15 protein-coding genes and 1 other annotated feature are annotated in these 17,454 nt (G+C 39.3%); of the genes, 14 read left to right on the top strand and 1 reads right to left on the bottom strand.

From position 1 onward, the window contains the following. Nucleotide 1: 1 nt before the first annotated feature. On the bottom strand, nucleotides 2–1,762 hold the full coding sequence (locus tag RDV78_02320) for an ABC transporter ATP-binding protein (GenBank protein MDS1029336.1): 1,761 nt from the start codon (nucleotides 1,760–1,762) through the stop codon (nucleotides 2–4). A 161-nt stretch (nucleotides 1,763–1,923) separates the two neighbouring features. Between RDV78_02320 and RDV78_02315 the strand changes: the two genes are divergently transcribed. From RDV78_02315 to cimA, 14 genes are all read left to right on the top strand, one after another. Continuing rightward, complete coding sequence (locus tag RDV78_02315) at nucleotides 1,924–2,148, top strand: NifU family protein (GenBank protein ID MDS1029335.1); 225 nt, start codon at nucleotides 1,924–1,926, stop codon at nucleotides 2,146–2,148. Nucleotides 2,149–2,494: 346 nt separating this feature from the next. Continuing rightward, nucleotides 2,495–3,625 carry an HD-GYP domain-containing protein gene (locus RDV78_02310; GenBank protein ID MDS1029334.1) on the top strand — a complete coding sequence of 377 codons (1,131 nt, stop codon included), beginning with the start codon at nucleotides 2,495–2,497 and terminating at the stop codon, nucleotides 3,623–3,625. A 15-nt stretch (nucleotides 3,626–3,640) separates the two neighbouring features. After that, complete coding sequence (locus RDV78_02305) at nucleotides 3,641–4,255, top strand: DUF3786 domain-containing protein (GenBank protein MDS1029333.1); 615 nt, start codon at nucleotides 3,641–3,643, stop codon at nucleotides 4,253–4,255. Nucleotides 4,256–4,342: 87 nt separating this feature from the next. Continuing rightward, on the top strand, nucleotides 4,343–4,528 hold the full coding sequence (locus RDV78_02300; GenBank protein ID MDS1029332.1) for a sporulation peptidase YabG: 186 nt from the start codon (nucleotides 4,343–4,345) through the stop codon (nucleotides 4,526–4,528). Nucleotides 4,529–4,625: 97 nt separating this feature from the next. Further along, nucleotides 4,626–4,865, top strand: a binding site (T-box leader). Nucleotides 4,866–4,912: 47 nt separating this feature from the next. After that, on the top strand, nucleotides 4,913–5,791 hold the full coding sequence (gene ilvE / locus RDV78_02295) for a branched-chain-amino-acid transaminase (protein MDS1029331.1): 879 nt from the start codon (nucleotides 4,913–4,915) through the stop codon (nucleotides 5,789–5,791). Nucleotides 5,792–5,818: 27 nt separating this feature from the next. Then, entirely contained in the window at nucleotides 5,819–7,480 is a 1,662-nt protein-coding gene (gene ilvD / locus RDV78_02290) for a dihydroxy-acid dehydratase (protein ID MDS1029330.1), read from the top strand. After that, nucleotides 7,473–9,191 (top strand): biosynthetic-type acetolactate synthase large subunit, encoded by a 1,719-nt coding sequence (ilvB, locus tag RDV78_02285; protein MDS1029329.1) that lies wholly within the window; start codon nucleotides 7,473–7,475, stop codon nucleotides 9,189–9,191. Before ilvD ends, ilvB (RDV78_02285) begins: the two co-directional genes overlap by 8 nt. 4 nt (nucleotides 9,192–9,195) lie before the next feature. After that, complete coding sequence (ilvN, locus tag RDV78_02280) at nucleotides 9,196–9,693, top strand: acetolactate synthase small subunit (GenBank protein ID MDS1029328.1); 498 nt, start codon at nucleotides 9,196–9,198, stop codon at nucleotides 9,691–9,693. Nucleotides 9,694–9,714: 21 nt separating this feature from the next. Next, nucleotides 9,715–11,412 (top strand): biosynthetic-type acetolactate synthase large subunit, encoded by a 1,698-nt coding sequence (gene ilvB / locus RDV78_02275; protein MDS1029327.1) that lies wholly within the window; start codon nucleotides 9,715–9,717, stop codon nucleotides 11,410–11,412. Continuing rightward, on the top strand, nucleotides 11,405–12,928 hold the full coding sequence (locus RDV78_02270) for a 2-isopropylmalate synthase (GenBank protein ID MDS1029326.1): 1,524 nt from the start codon (nucleotides 11,405–11,407) through the stop codon (nucleotides 12,926–12,928). Before ilvB (RDV78_02275) ends, RDV78_02270 begins: the two co-directional genes overlap by 8 nt. Nucleotides 12,929–12,962: 34 nt before the next feature. After that, nucleotides 12,963–14,225 carry a 3-isopropylmalate dehydratase large subunit gene (gene leuC / locus RDV78_02265; GenBank protein ID MDS1029325.1) on the top strand — a complete coding sequence of 421 codons (1,263 nt, stop codon included), beginning with the start codon at nucleotides 12,963–12,965 and terminating at the stop codon, nucleotides 14,223–14,225. Further along, the gene (leuD, locus tag RDV78_02260) at nucleotides 14,226–14,729 is read left to right on the top strand and encodes a 3-isopropylmalate dehydratase small subunit (protein ID MDS1029324.1); all 504 of its coding nucleotides are present in this window, start codon (nucleotides 14,226–14,228) and stop codon (nucleotides 14,727–14,729) included. Further along, the gene (gene leuB, locus RDV78_02255; protein MDS1029323.1) at nucleotides 14,722–15,798 is read left to right on the top strand and encodes a 3-isopropylmalate dehydrogenase; all 1,077 of its coding nucleotides are present in this window, start codon (nucleotides 14,722–14,724) and stop codon (nucleotides 15,796–15,798) included. Before leuD ends, leuB begins: the two co-directional genes overlap by 8 nt. Before the next feature lies 1 nt (nucleotide 15,799). Continuing rightward, the gene (gene cimA, locus RDV78_02250) at nucleotides 15,800–17,380 is read left to right on the top strand and encodes a citramalate synthase (protein ID MDS1029322.1); all 1,581 of its coding nucleotides are present in this window, start codon (nucleotides 15,800–15,802) and stop codon (nucleotides 17,378–17,380) included. Nucleotides 17,381–17,454 lie beyond the last annotated feature (74 nt).

Here is a 17,454-nt window from a genome sequence, read left to right as displayed (position 1 = left end):
TTTATTTGTCCTCACATTTAGCTAAATATTCTTTTTCCAGCAGCTGCTTCCGGTAGGTTTGATAATAAAGACCTTTTCTGTTTACTAATTCTTTATGGGTACCTTGTTCCACAATTTTACCTTGCTCTAAAAGAAAAATTTGATCAGCGTGTTTAATGGTAGAAAAACGATGAGCAATCATCAGCGTTGTTTTATTAGAACGTATTTGTTTTAGGTTGTGTAAAATTATTTCTTCGGTTCTAGTATCAACAGCCGATAAAGAATCATCTAAAATCAAGACAGGAGGATTATTTACTAAGGCTCTGGCTAAGGCTATCCGCTGCTTTTGACCACCAGAAAGTGTAACTCCTCTTTCTCCAATAACTGTTTTTACCCCACCCGGCAAACTCGCCAAATCATCAGCTAAATGACAAATCCTAATGAGTTCTTCCAAACTAAAGGACTCTTTAGCTATTTGGCCCAAAAGAATGTTTTCTTCAATTGTTGTGGAAAACAAAAAAGAATCTTGGGGTACATAGCCAATTTGGCTCCGCAAGGAATCCAACAGTACTTTTTTAACATCTTGTCCATCTAGGTAAATTGAACTGTTGGGAGGGTCATAGATTCGCAAAAGCAGGTTAACTAAAGTACTTTTACCGCTGCCTGTTTTACCTACAATGCCAATTGTTTGCCCAGGCAATATTTTCAGGTTAATATTTTTTAAAACTAGGTTAGGATAACCATCATAAGCAAAATCTAAATTTTGATAAGTAATTTGGCCATTAGTATCCTTAATTTCGAAGGCATCAGGTGCTTCTTGAATTGAAGTTTCCGTTTGCAGAATGAGATTAATTCTAACCATAGAAGCAACACCTCGCTGGATAACGCTAAACACCCAGCCTAAAGCAGTTAAAGGCCAAATTAGCATGGATAAATAGCCATTGGCTGCCACAAAACTCCCCAGGCTAATTTGCTGTTGTAGAATTAAATAACCACCATAGCCAAAAACAATTAAAAAGCTTAAGGAGGCGAAGAACTGGATTAATGGACTGAGAAGTGCTGATAGCCTTACAAGGTTTAAATTTGACTGCGCATTGTTCTGATTAATTATTTGGAATTGTTCTCTAGCGGAATTTTCCAAAGCGAAAGATTTTATAACCCGAATTCCGGCTATATATTCTTGAGTTTGTTCAGTTAAACTGCTAAAGGCCTCCTGGACTTTTAGATAACGGTTGTGCAGCAGGTGGCTGAATCTAACTGCTAAGAAAGCCACAAAAGGCAAGGGCATTAAAGCAGCTAGAACTAGGCGTAAATCAATAGTTTTGAACATTAACAAGACAGTGGCAGTTGTAAGGACAACTGCGTCAATAATCATGACTAGGCCAATCATGAAAGTTGATTTGATGGCATTGATATCATTAGTAGCATGAGCCATTAAATCCCCAATCCGATGCTGGTCATAATACTTAGCATCTAAGCACTGCAAATGGGCATACAATTTATTGCGTAGATACATTTCCAAAGCCCGAGAAGAGCGTTGAATATAATATCGCCATAGAAAGCGCAGCAATGCAATTAGGATTGCAATTATAGTCAGCAACAAAAAATATTTTAATATAACTTGTTTAGTTAACTGTTTAGTCTGATATAAATCGGCAAAAGCCCCTAAAATTTTAGGAGGAAGCAGCTGTAGAAAGTCTACAGCAATCAAAAAAATTATTCCTCCTAAATAATTCCAACGGTTAGCCCAAAAAAAGTCCTTTAAAGTACTAAACTCTCTCATTTTTTTCCTTCCATTAAGTAAAAAGTAATAAGCTAATTGTAAGCTAAAAAATACTTCGCTGTTAAGTAAAAACTTACCTGCCTTAGTTTGTCCAATTTTTGTTACATAACCAACCAATGTTGTGGTATAATAAATGAAATTGTTAAAGGAGGGTGAAAAAGTTGAAGGAAAAAGTACAAGCTGCCATTGATAAAATTCGTCCAAACTTACAAGCCGATGGCGGAGATGTTGAATTAATTGATGTTACGGCTGATGGTGTGGTTAAGGTAAAATTACAAGGTGCTTGCGGCAGCTGCCCAATGGCCTTAATGACTTTAAAACAAGGGATAGAACGTATAGTCAAAAAAGAAGTTCCTGAAGTTAAAGAAGTTCAATCTGTTAACTAAATACTATAGTTCTAAAAGCCAGGGATAATAACCTGGCTTTTTTGTCCAAATCAATTGCAAAAAACTGTCCATGGGTAAGGGGTGGTTTTTTTGCAAAATAAAAATATTGTCAAAAAAAAGCAAATGGCAGATAACTTTATTTATGGAGTTGAATTGGCAAACAGACTAATTGACCCCTCTCTATAACCATCTATTGACAAATTGGATAAATTTGATAACATTTTCTTAGGTATTATGTTGAGTAAAAATTTGCTAATTCTACATTTGTCGGTAATTTAAAATGGTTTTATTTATTGCTAATAATTTTTTAAAATTTTATAAAGATTTTGTAAAAAGGGGCTTGACAGTGCGTAAAGTAAGAATAGATTATTTACAACCAGGAATGAAAGTAGCTCGGCCCGTTATTAGCAGTGATGGTTACGTTTTGTTAAATACAGATATTGTTTTAAAAAAGTCATACATTGAGCAATTGAAGTTTTTTAATGTTTCTGCTATTTATATTCATGACGATTTAGCACCTGATTTAGATGTCTGCGATGTTATTTCAGATAACACTAGAATGGAAGCAATACGTAGCGTTAAAGAGTTAGTAGTAAATATCCGGGACAATATTTTTAAAGAGAAAAAAATAATAGTAAGGCAAGAAAAAATAATTAATACAATTAAAAATATAATTAGTGACTTGTTGAAAAATGAAGATTTAGTTGTTAACTTAACTGATATTCGTACGGCAGATTCTTATACTTTTGCCCACTCAGTAAATGTTTGCGTTTTGTCAATTTTAACGGGAATAAATTTAAATTTTAGCGAAAATCAGCTTTTTCATTTGGGTACGGGTGCATTGCTCCATGATATAGGAAAAACTCTAATACCCAATGAAATAATCAACAAACCAGGTAAATTAGATGAACAAGAGCGGGAAAAAATTAAAATGCATACTATTTTTGACTATAATATCTTAGAAAACCAATCTGAGATAAGTTCTTTTGCCGCTAAAGTTGCTTTACAGCACCATGAAAGGATTGACGGCAGCGGTTATCCTCACGGACTTAAAGGGAAGAAAATACATCTATATTCGCAAATTACAGGTATTGCCGATGTTTATGATGCTTTAACTTCAGATAGAGTTTATCGCAAAGCTTTTTTGCCTCACGAAGCCTATGAATTTTTGTCCGGTACGGGAGGTACTATTTATGATTATAATTTAGTCAAAGTGTTTTTAAGTCAAATAGCACCTTATCCCGTAGGAACCTTTGTTAAGCTAAATACAGGCGAAATTGGAGTTGTGGTAGATGTACCTAAAGAACTTACTATACGTCCTGTGATCAGAGTATTTTTTAAGGAAAATAGGCTCGTCAAAGAACCTTATGAATTGAAGCTTACCCATTTAACACAAGTTGTAATCAAGGACATTATTACGGAACCGGAACTGATGCAGATAAAAAATGGTCAAAAAGAAAAACAAATTATTTATTAAAAGTAGGTGTTGTTAATGGAATACCCCGGAAACTATTTGCCGGCTTGGCAGGAAACAGTGGCTAAATTTGCAACGGAACAAAATCCGCAATCTATGGCTAAATTAAGTGGCGCTCAATACGATGAAAATAAAAAAGTTTTTCAGCTTAAATTTTTTAATGAACTATACGAAATTGCCTTTCCTTCTGGAGAAATTACTGCCAAGGATAGCCAAAGGGAGCTAGGATTAGGGGATAAAACTCTGCTGCTGCAATATTTACTGGGGGCATGTGCTTTGGAGCGTCCTCAAGGCTGGTTGTCTTTTAAAGATCTGCCTGCAGGAGTACATCATTATAATCCATTTGTTTTAGAAGCAATAGTACCATTAGTACGCTATTTTGGCACTGACGAAGAACGTGTCCAAAAGGCCTGCTTGGCTTTAAATGCTGAAGAAATAGAAGGAAGAAATAAATTCTTTATAGTTAAGGCCTTACCAAAAGTTATTTTAGGTTTAGCACACTGGCCCGGGAGCACTAATGAACAATCCATGTTTAATATTCTTTTTGACCGTTCCGCTATCCTGCACTTAGATACAGTTGCTCTCTATATGTTGGGAATTAGTTTTTCTTACAAGCTGCTTTCAGCTGTCTAAATATATTCTTTTCCAGCACCTGTGAGGGTGCTTTTTTTGACACCTATGATTAGTTACAGACATAAACTAATCTAGGAGGTGTTAGCTATGAAAATAGGGGATCTAGTCACAAGAAAATCCTATAATAACGATATTACTTTTTGCATTATTGATTTTACGACAGATGCAGATGGGCAATGTGTAGCGGTTCTTAAAGCATTATATAACAATACAATTGTAGTCGATGCCCCAGTTGAAGACCTAGAAAATTTATTAACCAAGGGCAAATTGTAATATTTAATTTTTTTCTTGACAGTTATATTAGTGAGTCTTATACTAATATTTAAAATAAATATGACATTTTGGGACAGATAATTTAAGTCCCACACCAGGAAATGCCATGACGGGAGACAAGTCAAGACTTTGTTTATGGTTACAGAGAGCCGCTGTTTGCTGAAATGCGGTACCGAAAAAAGTTGTTGGTATCCCTCCCTGAGCAGTTTTGCTGAAAGTCTAGTAAGTAAAGCCGGAAGTGTCCGTTAGCACACAGGCGTTGTTTGACGCTGGAGAGAAGTCATTTTACAAATGACAATCAGGGTGGTAGCGCGGGAATACTCCTCTCGCCCCTGGCAAAATTTGCCAAGGCGGGAGGTTTTTTTATAATAAGGAGGAATCAAAATGGGATTAGTTATTTACTTAAACGGCGATTTTGTACCGGAGGAGCAAGCTGTCGTATCTGTATTTGATCATGGCTTGTTATATGGCGATGGGGTTTTTGAAGGAATCAGAGCTTATCATAATAGGGTTTTTAGATTAGCAGAGCATATTGACCGGCTTTATGAGTCTGCTCAAACGATTAATTTAGAAATAGGGATGACTAGGGCGGAAATGTGCGAAGTTGTGTTAAAAACTCTCCGTAAAAATAATTTAAAAGATGCCTATATTCGTTTGGTAGTTACCAGGGGTAAAGGGGACTTAGGTTTAGACCCTCGTAAATGCGAACACGCTTCTGTGATTTGTATAGCGGCAGGAATTAAGATGTACCCTGAGGAGCTTTACCAAAAAGGAATGAGCATCGTGACTGTTGCAACTAGACGGAATCCGCCGGAAGGTGTTAATCCCAAAATCAAATCATTAAACTATTTAAATAATATTATGGCTAAAATGGAAGCAAACTTAGCTAATGCAGCTGAAGGATTGCTTTTGAATAATGAAGGCTATGTAGCCGAAGCAACAGGCGATAATATTTTTATTGTCAAAAATGGAGTATTAATTACGCCTCCTTCCTTTATTGGACTTTTAGAAGGTATAACTAGAAATGCAGTTATAGAGTTAGCACGTAAAAGAGGTATTGAAGTTCAAGAAAAGCTGTTCACCAGACATGATGTTTATAATGCTGATGAGTGTTTCCTAACGGGAACTGCTGCCGAAGCAATACCTGTTGTTTCCGTTGATGGTCGAAAAATTGGCAATGGTGAACCTGGTGAAATTACAATTGAGTTAATTAAAGATTATCGTGAATTAGTTAAAGTCGACGGCCCAGTAATTTTTGAGTAATTTTAATGACTGTCAGGAGAGGATAAAATGCGAAGTTTGCAAATGAAGCAAGGTGTTGAAAAAGCTCCTCACCGTTCCTTATTTAAAGCTTTAGGTTTAACAGATGAAGAAATTAACAGGCCAATGATTGGTATTGTTAATGCTCAAAACGAAATTGTACCAGGACATTTACATCTAGATCAAATTGCAGAAGCTGTAAAAGCAGGTGTGAGAATGGCTGGGGGTACTCCCATTGAATTCCCATCTATAGCTGTTTGTGATGGTATTGCCATGAATCATACGGGTATGAAATATTCCTTGGCTAGCCGAGAGTTAATTGCTGATTCTGTAGAGATTATGGCTACAGCTCATGCTTTTGATGCCTTAGTGTTTATTCCCAACTGCGATAAAGTTGTGCCGGGAATGTTAATGGCTTGTGCCAGATTAAACCTGCCTGCTATTTTTGTTAGCGGCGGGCCCATGATGGCTGGTAAACTTAAAGACCAAAGAATTAGCTTAAGCAATATGTTTGAGGCAGTAGGTGTTTTTGGAGCAGGGAAAATGACTGAGGAAGAACTAAAGGAATTAGAAGAAAATGCTTGCCCAGGCTGCGGTTCTTGTTCTGGAATGTTTACAGCAAACTCCATGAATTGCTTAACAGAAGTTATTGGAATGGGCTTATCTGGAAATGGAACAATTCCTGCAGTTTCTGCTGCGAGAATTAGACTTGCTAAACAAGCAGGCATGCAAGTTATGAAGCTTTTAGAAAAAAATATTCGGCCTTTAGATATTATGACGGAAAGTGCTTTTAAAAATGCCATAACTGTGGATATGTCTTTAGGTTGTTCCACTAATACAGCTTTACATCTACCTGCGATTGCTCATGCTGCTGGCGTTAAAATTACCTTTGAAGATTTTAACGATGCTTCTAAGGTAACACCCCAGATTTGTAAATTGAGTCCTGCTGGAGATCATTTTATCGAAGATCTCCATGAGGCTGGCGGCGTTGCAGCTGTAATGGCGGAACTAACTAAGTTGGATTTACTTGATCTTACTCAGTTGACTGTAACAGGTGCAACTATTGCTGAAAATTTACAAGGCGTAAAAGTTTTAGATCATAATATTATCCGTCCTGTTTCCGAGCCTTACAGCAAGGATGGCGGTTTGGCCATTTTATGGGGAAGCCTTGCTCCAAAAGGTGCTGTAGTGAAAAAAGGAGCAGTTGATCCCAAAATGTTGGTCCATGAAGGGCCGGCCAGAGTTTTTGAATCAGAAGAGGCAGCAGTAGATGCAATTATGGGCTTAAAAATTAAGCCGGGTGATGTAATTGTTATTCGCTACGAGGGGCCAAAAGGGGGCCCGGGAATGCGGGAAATGTTGACTCCGACTGCTGCCGTAAGCGGTATGGGTTTAGGAGAATCAGTAGCATTAATTACAGATGGCCGTTTTTCAGGGGCAACTAGAGGAGCATCCATTGGACATGTTTCCCCGGAAGCGGCAGAAGGTGGTCCTATTGCTTTAGTGGAAGAAGGGGATAGAATCAGGATCAATATCCCTGAAAACACTTTAGATTTACTAGTTCCAGAAGAAGAACTGGCTAAAAGAAAGAAAGCGTGGCATGTTCCTCAACCCAAAATAACGAAAGGTTATTTAGCTAGGTATGCACGACAAGTGACTTCTGCTAATACGGGGGCGATATTTAATGACTAGCAAAAACCCCATCAACACTGCTCAACCGGAAGAACTGACGGGAGCGCAAATTTTGCTTAAAGCATTGGCTGCTGAAGGCGTTGAAGTTATTTTCGGTTATCCGGGGGGCCAGGTATTACCTATTTATGACGAAATTTATCGCACGAAAAATATCACCCATATTCTGACCCGCCATGAACAAGGAGCAGTTCATGCTGCAGATGGGTATGCACGTTCTACTGGGAAACCTGGAGTCTGCCTAGCGACCTCAGGACCAGGAGCAACTAACTTAGTAACTGGTATTGCCAATGCTTATATGGATTCCGTTCCTATTGTGGCCATTACAGGTCAGGTGCCTAGTGCCCTTCTAGGTCGGGACTCTTTCCAAGAAGCAGATATAGTAGGCATTACCACTCCTATTACAAAATACAGCTACCTAGTTAAAGACGTAAAAGATTTGGCTAGAGTTATCCATGAAGCATTTCATATTGCTACCACTGGACGGCCTGGACCTGTTTTAATTGATATACCAAAGGATATTACTACAGAAAAAACAGAATTTATTTATCCGCCTAGCCTTGAATTGCCAGGCTATAGGCTTAAAAGCACCGTCAATCTCGAACAAGTAAACAAGGCAGCTGAAGCTATAGTAAAAGCTAAACAGCCAGTGCTTTTTGTTGGTGGAGGTGTTATTAGTTCTGGTGCCAGTGAGGAAATAGGTAAGCTGATTGAATTAACTGACATTCCCCTAACTTATTCTTTAATGGGTAAAGGGGCTTTCCCTGATAACCGTGAGCAGTGTTTAGGGATGCTGGGAATGCATGGAACTGCCTATGCTAATTATGCAGCATATGAAAGCGATTTGATTTTTGGCATTGGAGTACGGTTTGATGATCGGGTAACGGGCCGATTGGATACCTTTGGTACACAGGCTAAAATTATTCATATTGATATTGACCCTGCAGAAATTGGCAAAAACGTCCAAGTTGATATTCCTTTAGCAGGGGATGTGAAAAAAGTTCTGCAGGAGTTAAACAAGGTATTAGAAAACAAAGGTTACCGTCCAGCCATTGAACCTTGGAAGCAAAAAATAGCTGAGTGGAAGAATAAATATCCTTTAAAGTATGAAACAGTACCAGGTGTGATTAAACCACAATTTGTAGTTGAACAAATTTATGCCGCAACTAATGGTGAAGCATATATTTGTACAGAAGTTGGTCAAAATCAAATGTGGGCAGCTCAATACTATTCCAGCCTTAAGCCCCGAAATTTTATAACTTCCGGAGGTTTAGGAACTATGGGCTTTGGCCTGCCTGCAGCTATGGGAGTTCAGATGGCTCATCCGGAAGCAGTAGTTTTTAACATTGCTGGCGATGGCAGTATCCAGATGAACTCTCAAGAGTTTGCCACTATAGTCCAAAACAAATTGCCAATTAATGTGGCTATTCTCAATAACCATACTTTAGGTATGGTGCGGCAGTGGCAGGAACTATTTTTTGATAAACATTATTCACACACCTCTATGACAGGACAGCCGGATTTTGTTAAATTGGCAGATGCTTATGGAGCTGTTGGCTTACGCGTTGAAAAACCGGAGGATGTTCGCCCGGCTTTAGAGGAAGCAATTTCCTCGCCCAAAGCATATATTTTAGACTTTATTATTGAAGCTGATGAAAAGGTATATCCAATGGTTCCTGCCGGGTGCTCTATAAATAACATGTTGGGGAGGTAATATAGTGAAGCATACATTGGCAGTAAATGTAGAAAACCGTCCCGGGGTACTGACCAGAATAGCCGGCTTGTTTGCCCGCCGAGGTTATAACATTGACAGCTTGGCTGTAGGTAAAACAGATAATCCCCTCATCTCTCGAATGACTATTGTTGTTGATGGCGATGACCGTGTTATTGAGCAAGTAAGCAAACAACTGTATAAATTAATCGACGTAATTAAATTAACTGACTTAACTACAGAAGAATATGTTGATCGGGAAATGATTTTAATTAAGGTTAATGCTGACCCTGCTATTCGGGGTGAGATTATGCAGATAGTGGATATATTTCGGGCTCGCATTGTAGATATAGGTAAAAACACAGTTATCATAGAAGCAACTGGTGACGAAAGCAAAATAAATGCTATCGAAAGTGCCCTCCGTCCATTTGGGATCAAAGAAGTTGTACGTACAGGCAGAATTGCCATGTCTCGTGGTTTAAAAAACAAAAATTATAAGTCTTAAGAAAAAATAGGAGGTGAGTAAATTGGGATAACTGGGGCACAGGCTTTAATTAAATATTTGGAAAAAGAAGGCGTTAAATATGTTTTTGGCTATCCTGGAGGTGCAGTTTTAGCACTTTATGACGCATTATTAGAATCAAAATTAATCAAACATGTACTTGTTCGCCAGGAACAAGCTGCTGTCCATGCAGCAAGCGGCTATGCCAGAGCTACAAAGAAAACTGGCATCTGTTTGGCTACATCAGGACCTGGTGCTACTAATTTAGTAACAGGTTTAGCTACAGCCTATATGGATTCAATTCCCCTTGTAGCTATTACAGGTCAGGTTGGAACAGATATGATTGGCACCGATGCTTTCCAGGAGGTAGATATTACCGGAATTACTATGCCCATAACTAAGCATAATTATTTAGTTAAGGATGTTAAAGATTTACCCAGAATTATTCAAGAGGCATTTCATATTGCTAGTACAGGACGTCCGGGACCAGTATTAATCGATATTCCCAAAAATGTTTCCAGTGCTCTTTTGGAAGAAGACTATCCAGCTTCTGTGGAGCTGCGGGGCTACAAACCAAACTATAAAGGTCATCCGGCTCAAATTAAGAATCTAGCTAAATTGATTGCAGAAGCCCAGCGGCCCGTTATTTATGCTGGGGGAGGGGTTATTAGCTCTAATGCAACGGAAGAATTGAGAGAGTTGGCAGAAAGAATAAATGCCCCTGTTACAACAACTTTAATGGGTATTGGATCTTTTCCAGAGGATCATGAATTATCTTTAGGGATGTTAGGACTCCATGGCACACCTTATGCTAATTATGCGGTAACGGAATGCGACTTACTCATTTCCATCGGTGTTCGTTTTGATGACCGGGTTACAGGGGCAATTCAAAAATTTGCGCCTCAGGCGAAAGTAACCCATATTGATATAGATCCTGCCGAGATAGGAAAGAATGTAACTATTGATTTGCCTATTGTAGGTGATGTAGCTTTAGTGCTGAAAGATTTATTAAAAAGAGTTGGCAGTCAAGAGCACCATACTTGGCTAAGTCAAATCCAAAAGTGGAAAGAAGAGCATCCCTTAAGGTATGCTAACGATGATCAATTAAGACCTCAATATATAATTGAAAAGCTGGGGGAACTAACTAGAGGAAATGCTATTGTAACTACGGATGTTGGACAGCATCAGATGTGGACAGCTCAATTTTATAAATTTGTTGGTCCCAGAAGCTTTTTATCCTCTGGAGGGTTAGGGACTATGGGCTATGGACTTCCTGCAGCCGTAGGTGCACAACTGGCCAAACCAGAATCCTTAGTTATAACTGTAACCGGGGATGGCAGTTTTCAAATGAATATGGCTGAATTAGGAACAGCTGTAGAACAAAAGCTCCCTATTAAAATTATCCTCTTTAATAATTCATACCTTTCACTGGTTAGACAGCTGCAGCATTATCACTGTGACCAGCGTTTTTCAGGGGTAGCTTTTACAGGCAATCCTGACTTTGTGCAATTAGCTGAAAGCTACCAAAATGTGGCCGGCTTACGGATTGCCAAAAAGGAAGATGTGGAGCCAGTGCTGCAAGAAGCATTATCCAACGGTAAATTAACTGTTGTAGAATGCCGGGTAAGTGAGCAAGAATTAGTTTATCCAGTAGTGCTGCCTAATAAAGGCTTAAATGAAATGGTTCATTTCCCAGCAGATGAGGGAGGAAGATATGAGTAAGCAAGTATATATTTTTGATACAACTTTGCGGGATGGAGAACAGTCTCCAGGGGTCAGCTTAAATATTCAAGAAAAGCTGGAAATTGCCCGGCAATTAGCTCGCTTAGGTGTAGATGTGATTGAGGCCGGTTTTCCCATTGCCTCTCCTGGAGATTTCGAGGCAGTTAAAGCTATTGCCGAAAAAGTGCAGGGGCCAACTATAGCTGCTTTGGCTAGAATTGCGGAAAAAGACATTGATCGGGCTTGGGAAGCATTGAAACATGCTGCCAAGCCTAGAATCCATACCTTTTTAGCTACATCTGAAATTCATATGAAACATAAATTAAAGATGACTAGGGAAGAAGTATTGGCAGCAATTGCAAAAGGTGTGAGTTATGCCAAACAATATACAGATGATGTGGAATTTTCGCCAGAAGATGGCTCCAGGACTGATTTGGATTTCATGCTTAAAGTTGTTGAAACCGCCATTAAAGCCGGAGCAACAGTAATCAATATTCCTGATACTGTAGGCTATGCAACACCAGGGGAGTTTGGGCAATTCATTGCTGCCATAAAACAAGGAGTACCTAACATGGATCAAGCTATTATCAGCGTCCATTGCCATAACGATTTGGGTATGGCTGTTGCCAATTCTTTGGCTGCTATTGAAAATGGGGCTCAGCAAGTTGAATGTGCAGTTAACGGCATTGGAGAAAGAGCAGGCAATACTGCTTTAGAAGAAATAGTAATGTCTTTAATAACTCGCCAAGACTACTATCAAACTCAATGCTCAATAAATACTAAAGAAATTTACCGCACCAGCAAATTGGTCAGTACTTTAACAGGTATGCCTATTCAATTTAATAAAGCTATTGTTGGTAAAAACGCCTTTGCCCATGAATCAGGTATTCACCAAGATGGAGTTTTGAAAGAACGCACTACTTACGAAATTATTAACCCTTCGAACTTAGGCATTGTAGAAAACAACATTGTGCTAGGTAAACACTCTGGCCGCCACGCCTTTAGACAAAGGTTGGAAGAGCTAGGCTTTAAGCTTTCAGAAGAAGAGTTGGTGAAAGCATTTATCCGCTTTAAAAACATGGCTGACCGGAAAAAGGAAATTACAGATAAAGATTTAGAAGCAATTGTTGACGATGAAATTAGAATAATTCCGGAAAAATATGTCCTCGAATATTTGCATATTTCCAGTGGCAACAAATTAATTCCTACTGCAACTATAGGTCTGCGCGCAGGAGAAGATTTGTTAGAGGAAGCTGCCTGCGGCGACGGCCCTGTAGATGCTGTTTTTAAAGCCCTTGACAAGTTGACGGAAATTAATGTACATCTAGTTAATTACCACCTGAATGCTATTACCGGCGGTAAAGATGCCTTAGGTGAAGTAACTGTTAAAGTTGAGTACGAAGAACAAACCTATGTAGGCAGAGGCTTGAGTACAGATATTATTGAAGCAAGTGCCAAAGCCTATCTTAATGCAATCAATAAAGTGGTTTACGAGGTAGGAGAAGTAGAAGCATAAAAAATTACCTAAATAGAACTGGAGGAAAAGAAGCATGGGAATGACCATTACAGAAAAAATTCTAGCTGCCCATGCTGGGGTTGATAAGGTTGAGCCAGGAGAATTGATCAATGCTAAACTGGACATTGTGCTAGGCAACGACATTACTGCCCCAGTTGCAATTAAAGAATTTAAAAAATTGGGCGTTGAAAAAGTTTATGATAAAGAGAGGGTTTGTCTTGTTCCTGACCACTTTACACCTAACAAAGACATTAAATCAGCAGAGCAGGTTAAGGTACTGCGGGACTTTGCCCAAGAACAGGATCTAACCAACTATTATGAAGTTGGGGAAATGGGTGTGGAACACTGCTTATTGCCGGAAAAAGGTATTGTAGGCCCTGGAGATGTAATTATCGGTGCCGATTCCCATACTTGCACTTACGGTGCTCTAGGTGCTTTTGCTACAGGCGTAGGCAGCACCGACTTGGCTGCAGGTATGGCTACAGGGGAAGCCTGGTTTAAGGTACCAGAATCCATTAAATTTGTTTATAACGGCAAATTACAGCCCTATGTAGGAGGAAAAGATTTAATTCTCTACACCATAGGTAATATTGGGGTAGATGGTGCTAGATATATGGCTATGGAATTTACTGGCGAAGCCATTGAAACTCTTTCCATGGATAACCGCTTTACTATGTCTAATATGGCCATTGAAGCTGGCGGTAAAAATGGAATCATTCCGCCGGATGAAATTACTTTAAAATATGTAAAAGGCAGAGCAAAAAGACCTTGGAAAGTATATCAGAGCGATCCTGACGCTAAATATGCTCAAGTAATTGAATTTGATTGCTCGAAAATTGAGCCTCAAGTTGCTTTCCCCCACTTGCCGGAAAACACTAAACCTATTAGTGAAGTTGGTACAGTAACAATCGATCAAGTTGTAATTGGCTCCTGTACCAACGGTAGAATTGAAGATTTGCGAATTGCGGCAGCATTACTTAAGGGCAAAAAAGTTCATAAATATTTAAGACTTTTAGTAATTCCAGGTACCCAGGCTATTTACAGACAGGCTATGCAGGAAGGTTTATTTGATATATTCCTCGATGCAGGTGCAGCAGTTAGCACTCCAACCTGTGGACCTTGCTTAGGAGGACACATGGGTATTTTAGCCAAGGGCGAAAGAGCTTTAGCAACTACCAACAGAAATTTTGTGGGACGCATGGGCCACCCAGAAAGTGAAGTTTATCTCTGCAATCCAGCAGTAGCAGCAGCCAGCGCCGTTTTAGGACGGATTGCTGACCCTAGGGAGGTAAAATAAATGCAACTTCAAGGAAAAACATGGAAATTTGGCAACGACGTAGATACTGATGCCATTATTCCAGCTCGTTATTTAAATACATCAGATCCAGCAGAATTAGCTAAATACTGCATGGAAGACTCTGAGAAAAAAGATTTTAGTTCACAAGTTAAGCCGGGGGATATTATTGTGGCAGGTAAAAACTTTGGCTGCGGCAGTTCCAGGGAACATGCTCCTATCGCCATCAAGGCTAGTGGAGTATCTTGCGTAATTGCCAAATCTTTTGCCAGGATTTTTTATCGTAATGCCATTAATATTGGACTGCCTATTTTTGAATCTCCTGAGGCAGCGGAAGGTATTTCCGAAGGAGACGAAATTCTGGTAGATGCTGAAAAAGGAAAAATTACTAATTTAACTAAAAACGAAACTTATGACGCCATGCCTTTCCCTCCATTTATGCAGGAACTAATTGCAGCAGGCGGACTTATGAAATATGTAGGAAAGAAGGTAGCAAAAAATGCTTAAAAAAATTGCAGTTTTACCGGGAGACGGTATTGGTGTAGAAATTGTACCTCAAGCCACCAAAGTATTAGATGCGGTGGGGAAAAAATACGATTTAGAGTTTGCTTATACAGAAGGATACATTGGTGGAGCGGGCTATGATGCAGTAGGGGATCCCCTGCCTCAAGAAACATTAGAGCTTTGCCACAATAGCGACGCAGTGCTGTTAGGAGCCGTAGGAGGTCCCAAATGGGACAATTTGCCTGTAGCGAAGCGTCCTGAAGCTGGTGCTTTACTTCCATTAAGAAAAGAATTAGGACTGTATGGGAACATTCGTCCTGCTTTCCTTTACCCATCTTTAGTAGATGCTTCTACCTTAAAAAGAGAAGTAGTCTTAGGCACGGATATTTTAGTCATTAGAGAATTAACTGGTGGACTATATTTTGGCGAAAAGAAAAGAGAAAAAACAGCTACTGGAGAAAGAGCTTGGGATACACTGCTTTATTCCACAGAAGAAATCGAACGCATTGTTAGACTTGCTTTTGAAGTTGCCCGCACTAGAAAAAATAAAGTTACTTCCGTAGATAAAGCAAACGTTTTAGAAAGCTCCAGACTGTGGAGGGAAACTACCATCAAAGTTCATGAAGATTACAAAGATGTTGAACTAGAGCATATGTTTGTAGATAATGCAGCTATGCAGTTAGTGCGCCGTCCAACTCAATTTGATGTAATTGTTACCGAAAATACTTTTGGAGATATTCTAACTGACCAAGCATCTATGTTAACTGGTTCCATCGGCATGCTGCCTTCAGCAAGTATTGGCGGTAAAGTAGCTTTATACGAACCATCCCACGGTTCAGCTCCTGATATTGCAGGCCAAAATAAAGCTAATCCTCTTGCTACCATTTTGTCAGGCGCTATGATGCTAAGATATTCATTTAATAAGTTAGATGCAGCCAAAGAAATTGAAGATGCTGTTGCTAAAGTATTGGAATTAGGATATCGGACACCCGATATTATGGAAGAAGGAAAGAAATTAGTTACTACAGAGCAAATGGGCGATTTAGTATGTGAGCATTTGGGGGAAAAATAAAATGCGGCAGATATTCCTGTATGATACAACACTACGAGATGGTTCCCAGGGTGAGGGCATCAGCTTTTCTGTACAGGATAAATTAAAAATTACTGCTCAGTTAGACCGGCTGGGGGTCAACTATATTGAAGGTGGTTGGCCCGGTTCTAACCCTAAAGATTTAGATTACTTTGAAAGAGTCCATGAATTAAATCTAAACCAGGCCAAAGTAACTGCTTTTGGCAGTACAAGGAGGCCAGGTATTAAGCCGGAAGATGATGCTAATCTGCAGGCGATTTTAGCAGCTAAAGTTAAGGCTGTAGCTGTGTTTGGAAAAAGTTGGGACTTGCATGTAAGGGATGCTTTACAAGTTCCCTTGGAAGAAAACTTGGCTATGATTTATGATAGTGTAAATTATTTAACAAACAACGGTTTGGAAGTAATTTATGATGCAGAACATTTTTTTGATGGATATAAAGCCAATCCTTCCTACGCACTGGAAACAATTTTAACTGCAGAAAAAGCTGGTGCTTCCTGGATTACTTTATGCGATACTAATGGAGGATCACTTCCTCAAGAAATCAGCCATATTGTCCAAAAAGTTGCAAGTACAGTTAAAATAGGAATAGGTATCCATTGTCATAATGACGGAGACCTAGCCGTAGCTAACACACTAGCTGCTGTACAAGGAGGAGCAGGTCAAGTTCAGGGTACTATCAATGGACTAGGGGAAAGATGCGGCAATGCCAACCTTTGTTCCGTGATTCCCAACCTCCAAATTAAAATGGGCTATGAATGCCTTAATCCAGAACAATTAAAACACTTAACGGAAGTATCGAGATATGTTAGTGAAATCGCTAATATAGCCCAACATGGCAACCAGCCTTTTGTAGGGCAAAGTGCTTTTGCCCACAAAGGAGGCATTCATGTTAGCGCAGTAGTTAAAAATCCTGCCACTTATGAGCATATGGAGCCAGAGCTAGTTGGCAACGAGCGCCGAGTACTAGTTTCCGAACAGGCTGGAGCCAGCAATTTACTATATAAAGCTGAGGAATTGGGCTTAGATTTGCAGGGGGATAAGGACCAGACTAGAGCCCTAATTAAAGAAATCAAAAGTTTAGAATACCAAGGATATCATTTTGAAGGTGCTGAAGCCTCCCTGGAGTTATTCATTAAGAAAGGTATGAATCAACATTTACCCGGTTTTACTTTGGAATCATTTAAAGTCATTGTAGAGCAGCGGGGCAATCAGGAAATGTTAACAGAGGCGATGATTAAGATTAAAGTAGGGGACTTAGTTGTCCACACGGCAGCGGAAGGAAATGGCCCTGTTAATGCTTTAGACAACGCTTTGCGTAAAGCATTGGAAGAGATCTACCCCGTAATCAAAGAAATGCATTTAAGTGACTATAAAGTTCGGGTTTTAGACGAAAAAGATGCTACCAAATCCAAAGTTCGTGTTCTCATTGAATCTCGGGATACATCAGGTTCCTGGAGTACAATTGGAGTTTCTCATAATATTATTGAGGCCAGCTGGCAGGCTTTAGTAGATAGTATGGATTATGCTCTCTTAAGACAAAAAAAGTTAGCTTTAGCTGAATAAACAATATAAATAACTTTTAAGATAGTAACTTTCAAGGGTATACCACTAAGGTATACCCTTTTTGACAATAGATA

Source organism: Bacillota bacterium LX-D (assembly GCA_031628995.1).
Taxonomy (GTDB): Bacteria; Bacillota; DUOV01; order DUOV01; family Zhaonellaceae; genus JAVLUO01.
The sequence above is the reverse complement of the archived record's forward strand: the minus strand, read 5'-3'. Positions and strand labels throughout refer to the sequence as shown.

What these genes read in the sequence shown, in the direction of transcription:
- cimA (MDS1029322.1), top strand. Translation starts at nt 15,800, where the DNA reads ATGCGGCAGATATTCCTGTATGATACAACACTACGAGATGGTTCCCAG.
- leuB (MDS1029323.1), top strand. Translation starts at nt 14,722, where the DNA reads ATGCTTAAAAAAATTGCAGTTTTACCGGGAGACGGTATTGGTGTAGAA.
- ilvD (MDS1029330.1), top strand. Translation starts at nt 5,819, where the DNA reads ATGCGAAGTTTGCAAATGAAGCAAGGTGTTGAAAAAGCTCCTCACCGT.
- RDV78_02270 (MDS1029326.1), top strand. Translation starts at nt 11,405, where the DNA reads ATGAGTAAGCAAGTATATATTTTTGATACAACTTTGCGGGATGGAGAA.
- ilvE (MDS1029331.1), top strand. Translation starts at nt 4,913, where the DNA reads ATGGGATTAGTTATTTACTTAAACGGCGATTTTGTACCGGAGGAGCAA.
- leuD (MDS1029324.1), top strand. Translation starts at nt 14,226, where the DNA reads ATGCAACTTCAAGGAAAAACATGGAAATTTGGCAACGACGTAGATACT.
- RDV78_02305 (MDS1029333.1), top strand. Translation starts at nt 3,641, where the DNA reads ATGGAATACCCCGGAAACTATTTGCCGGCTTGGCAGGAAACAGTGGCT.
- RDV78_02320 (MDS1029336.1), bottom strand. Translation starts at nt 1,762, where the DNA reads ATGAGAGAGTTTAGTACTTTAAAGGACTTTTTTTGGGCTAACCGTTGG.
- ilvB (MDS1029329.1), top strand. Translation starts at nt 7,473, where the DNA reads ATGACTAGCAAAAACCCCATCAACACTGCTCAACCGGAAGAACTGACG.
- leuC (MDS1029325.1), top strand. Translation starts at nt 12,963, where the DNA reads ATGGGAATGACCATTACAGAAAAAATTCTAGCTGCCCATGCTGGGGTT.
- RDV78_02300 (MDS1029332.1), top strand. Translation starts at nt 4,343, where the DNA reads ATGAAAATAGGGGATCTAGTCACAAGAAAATCCTATAATAACGATATT.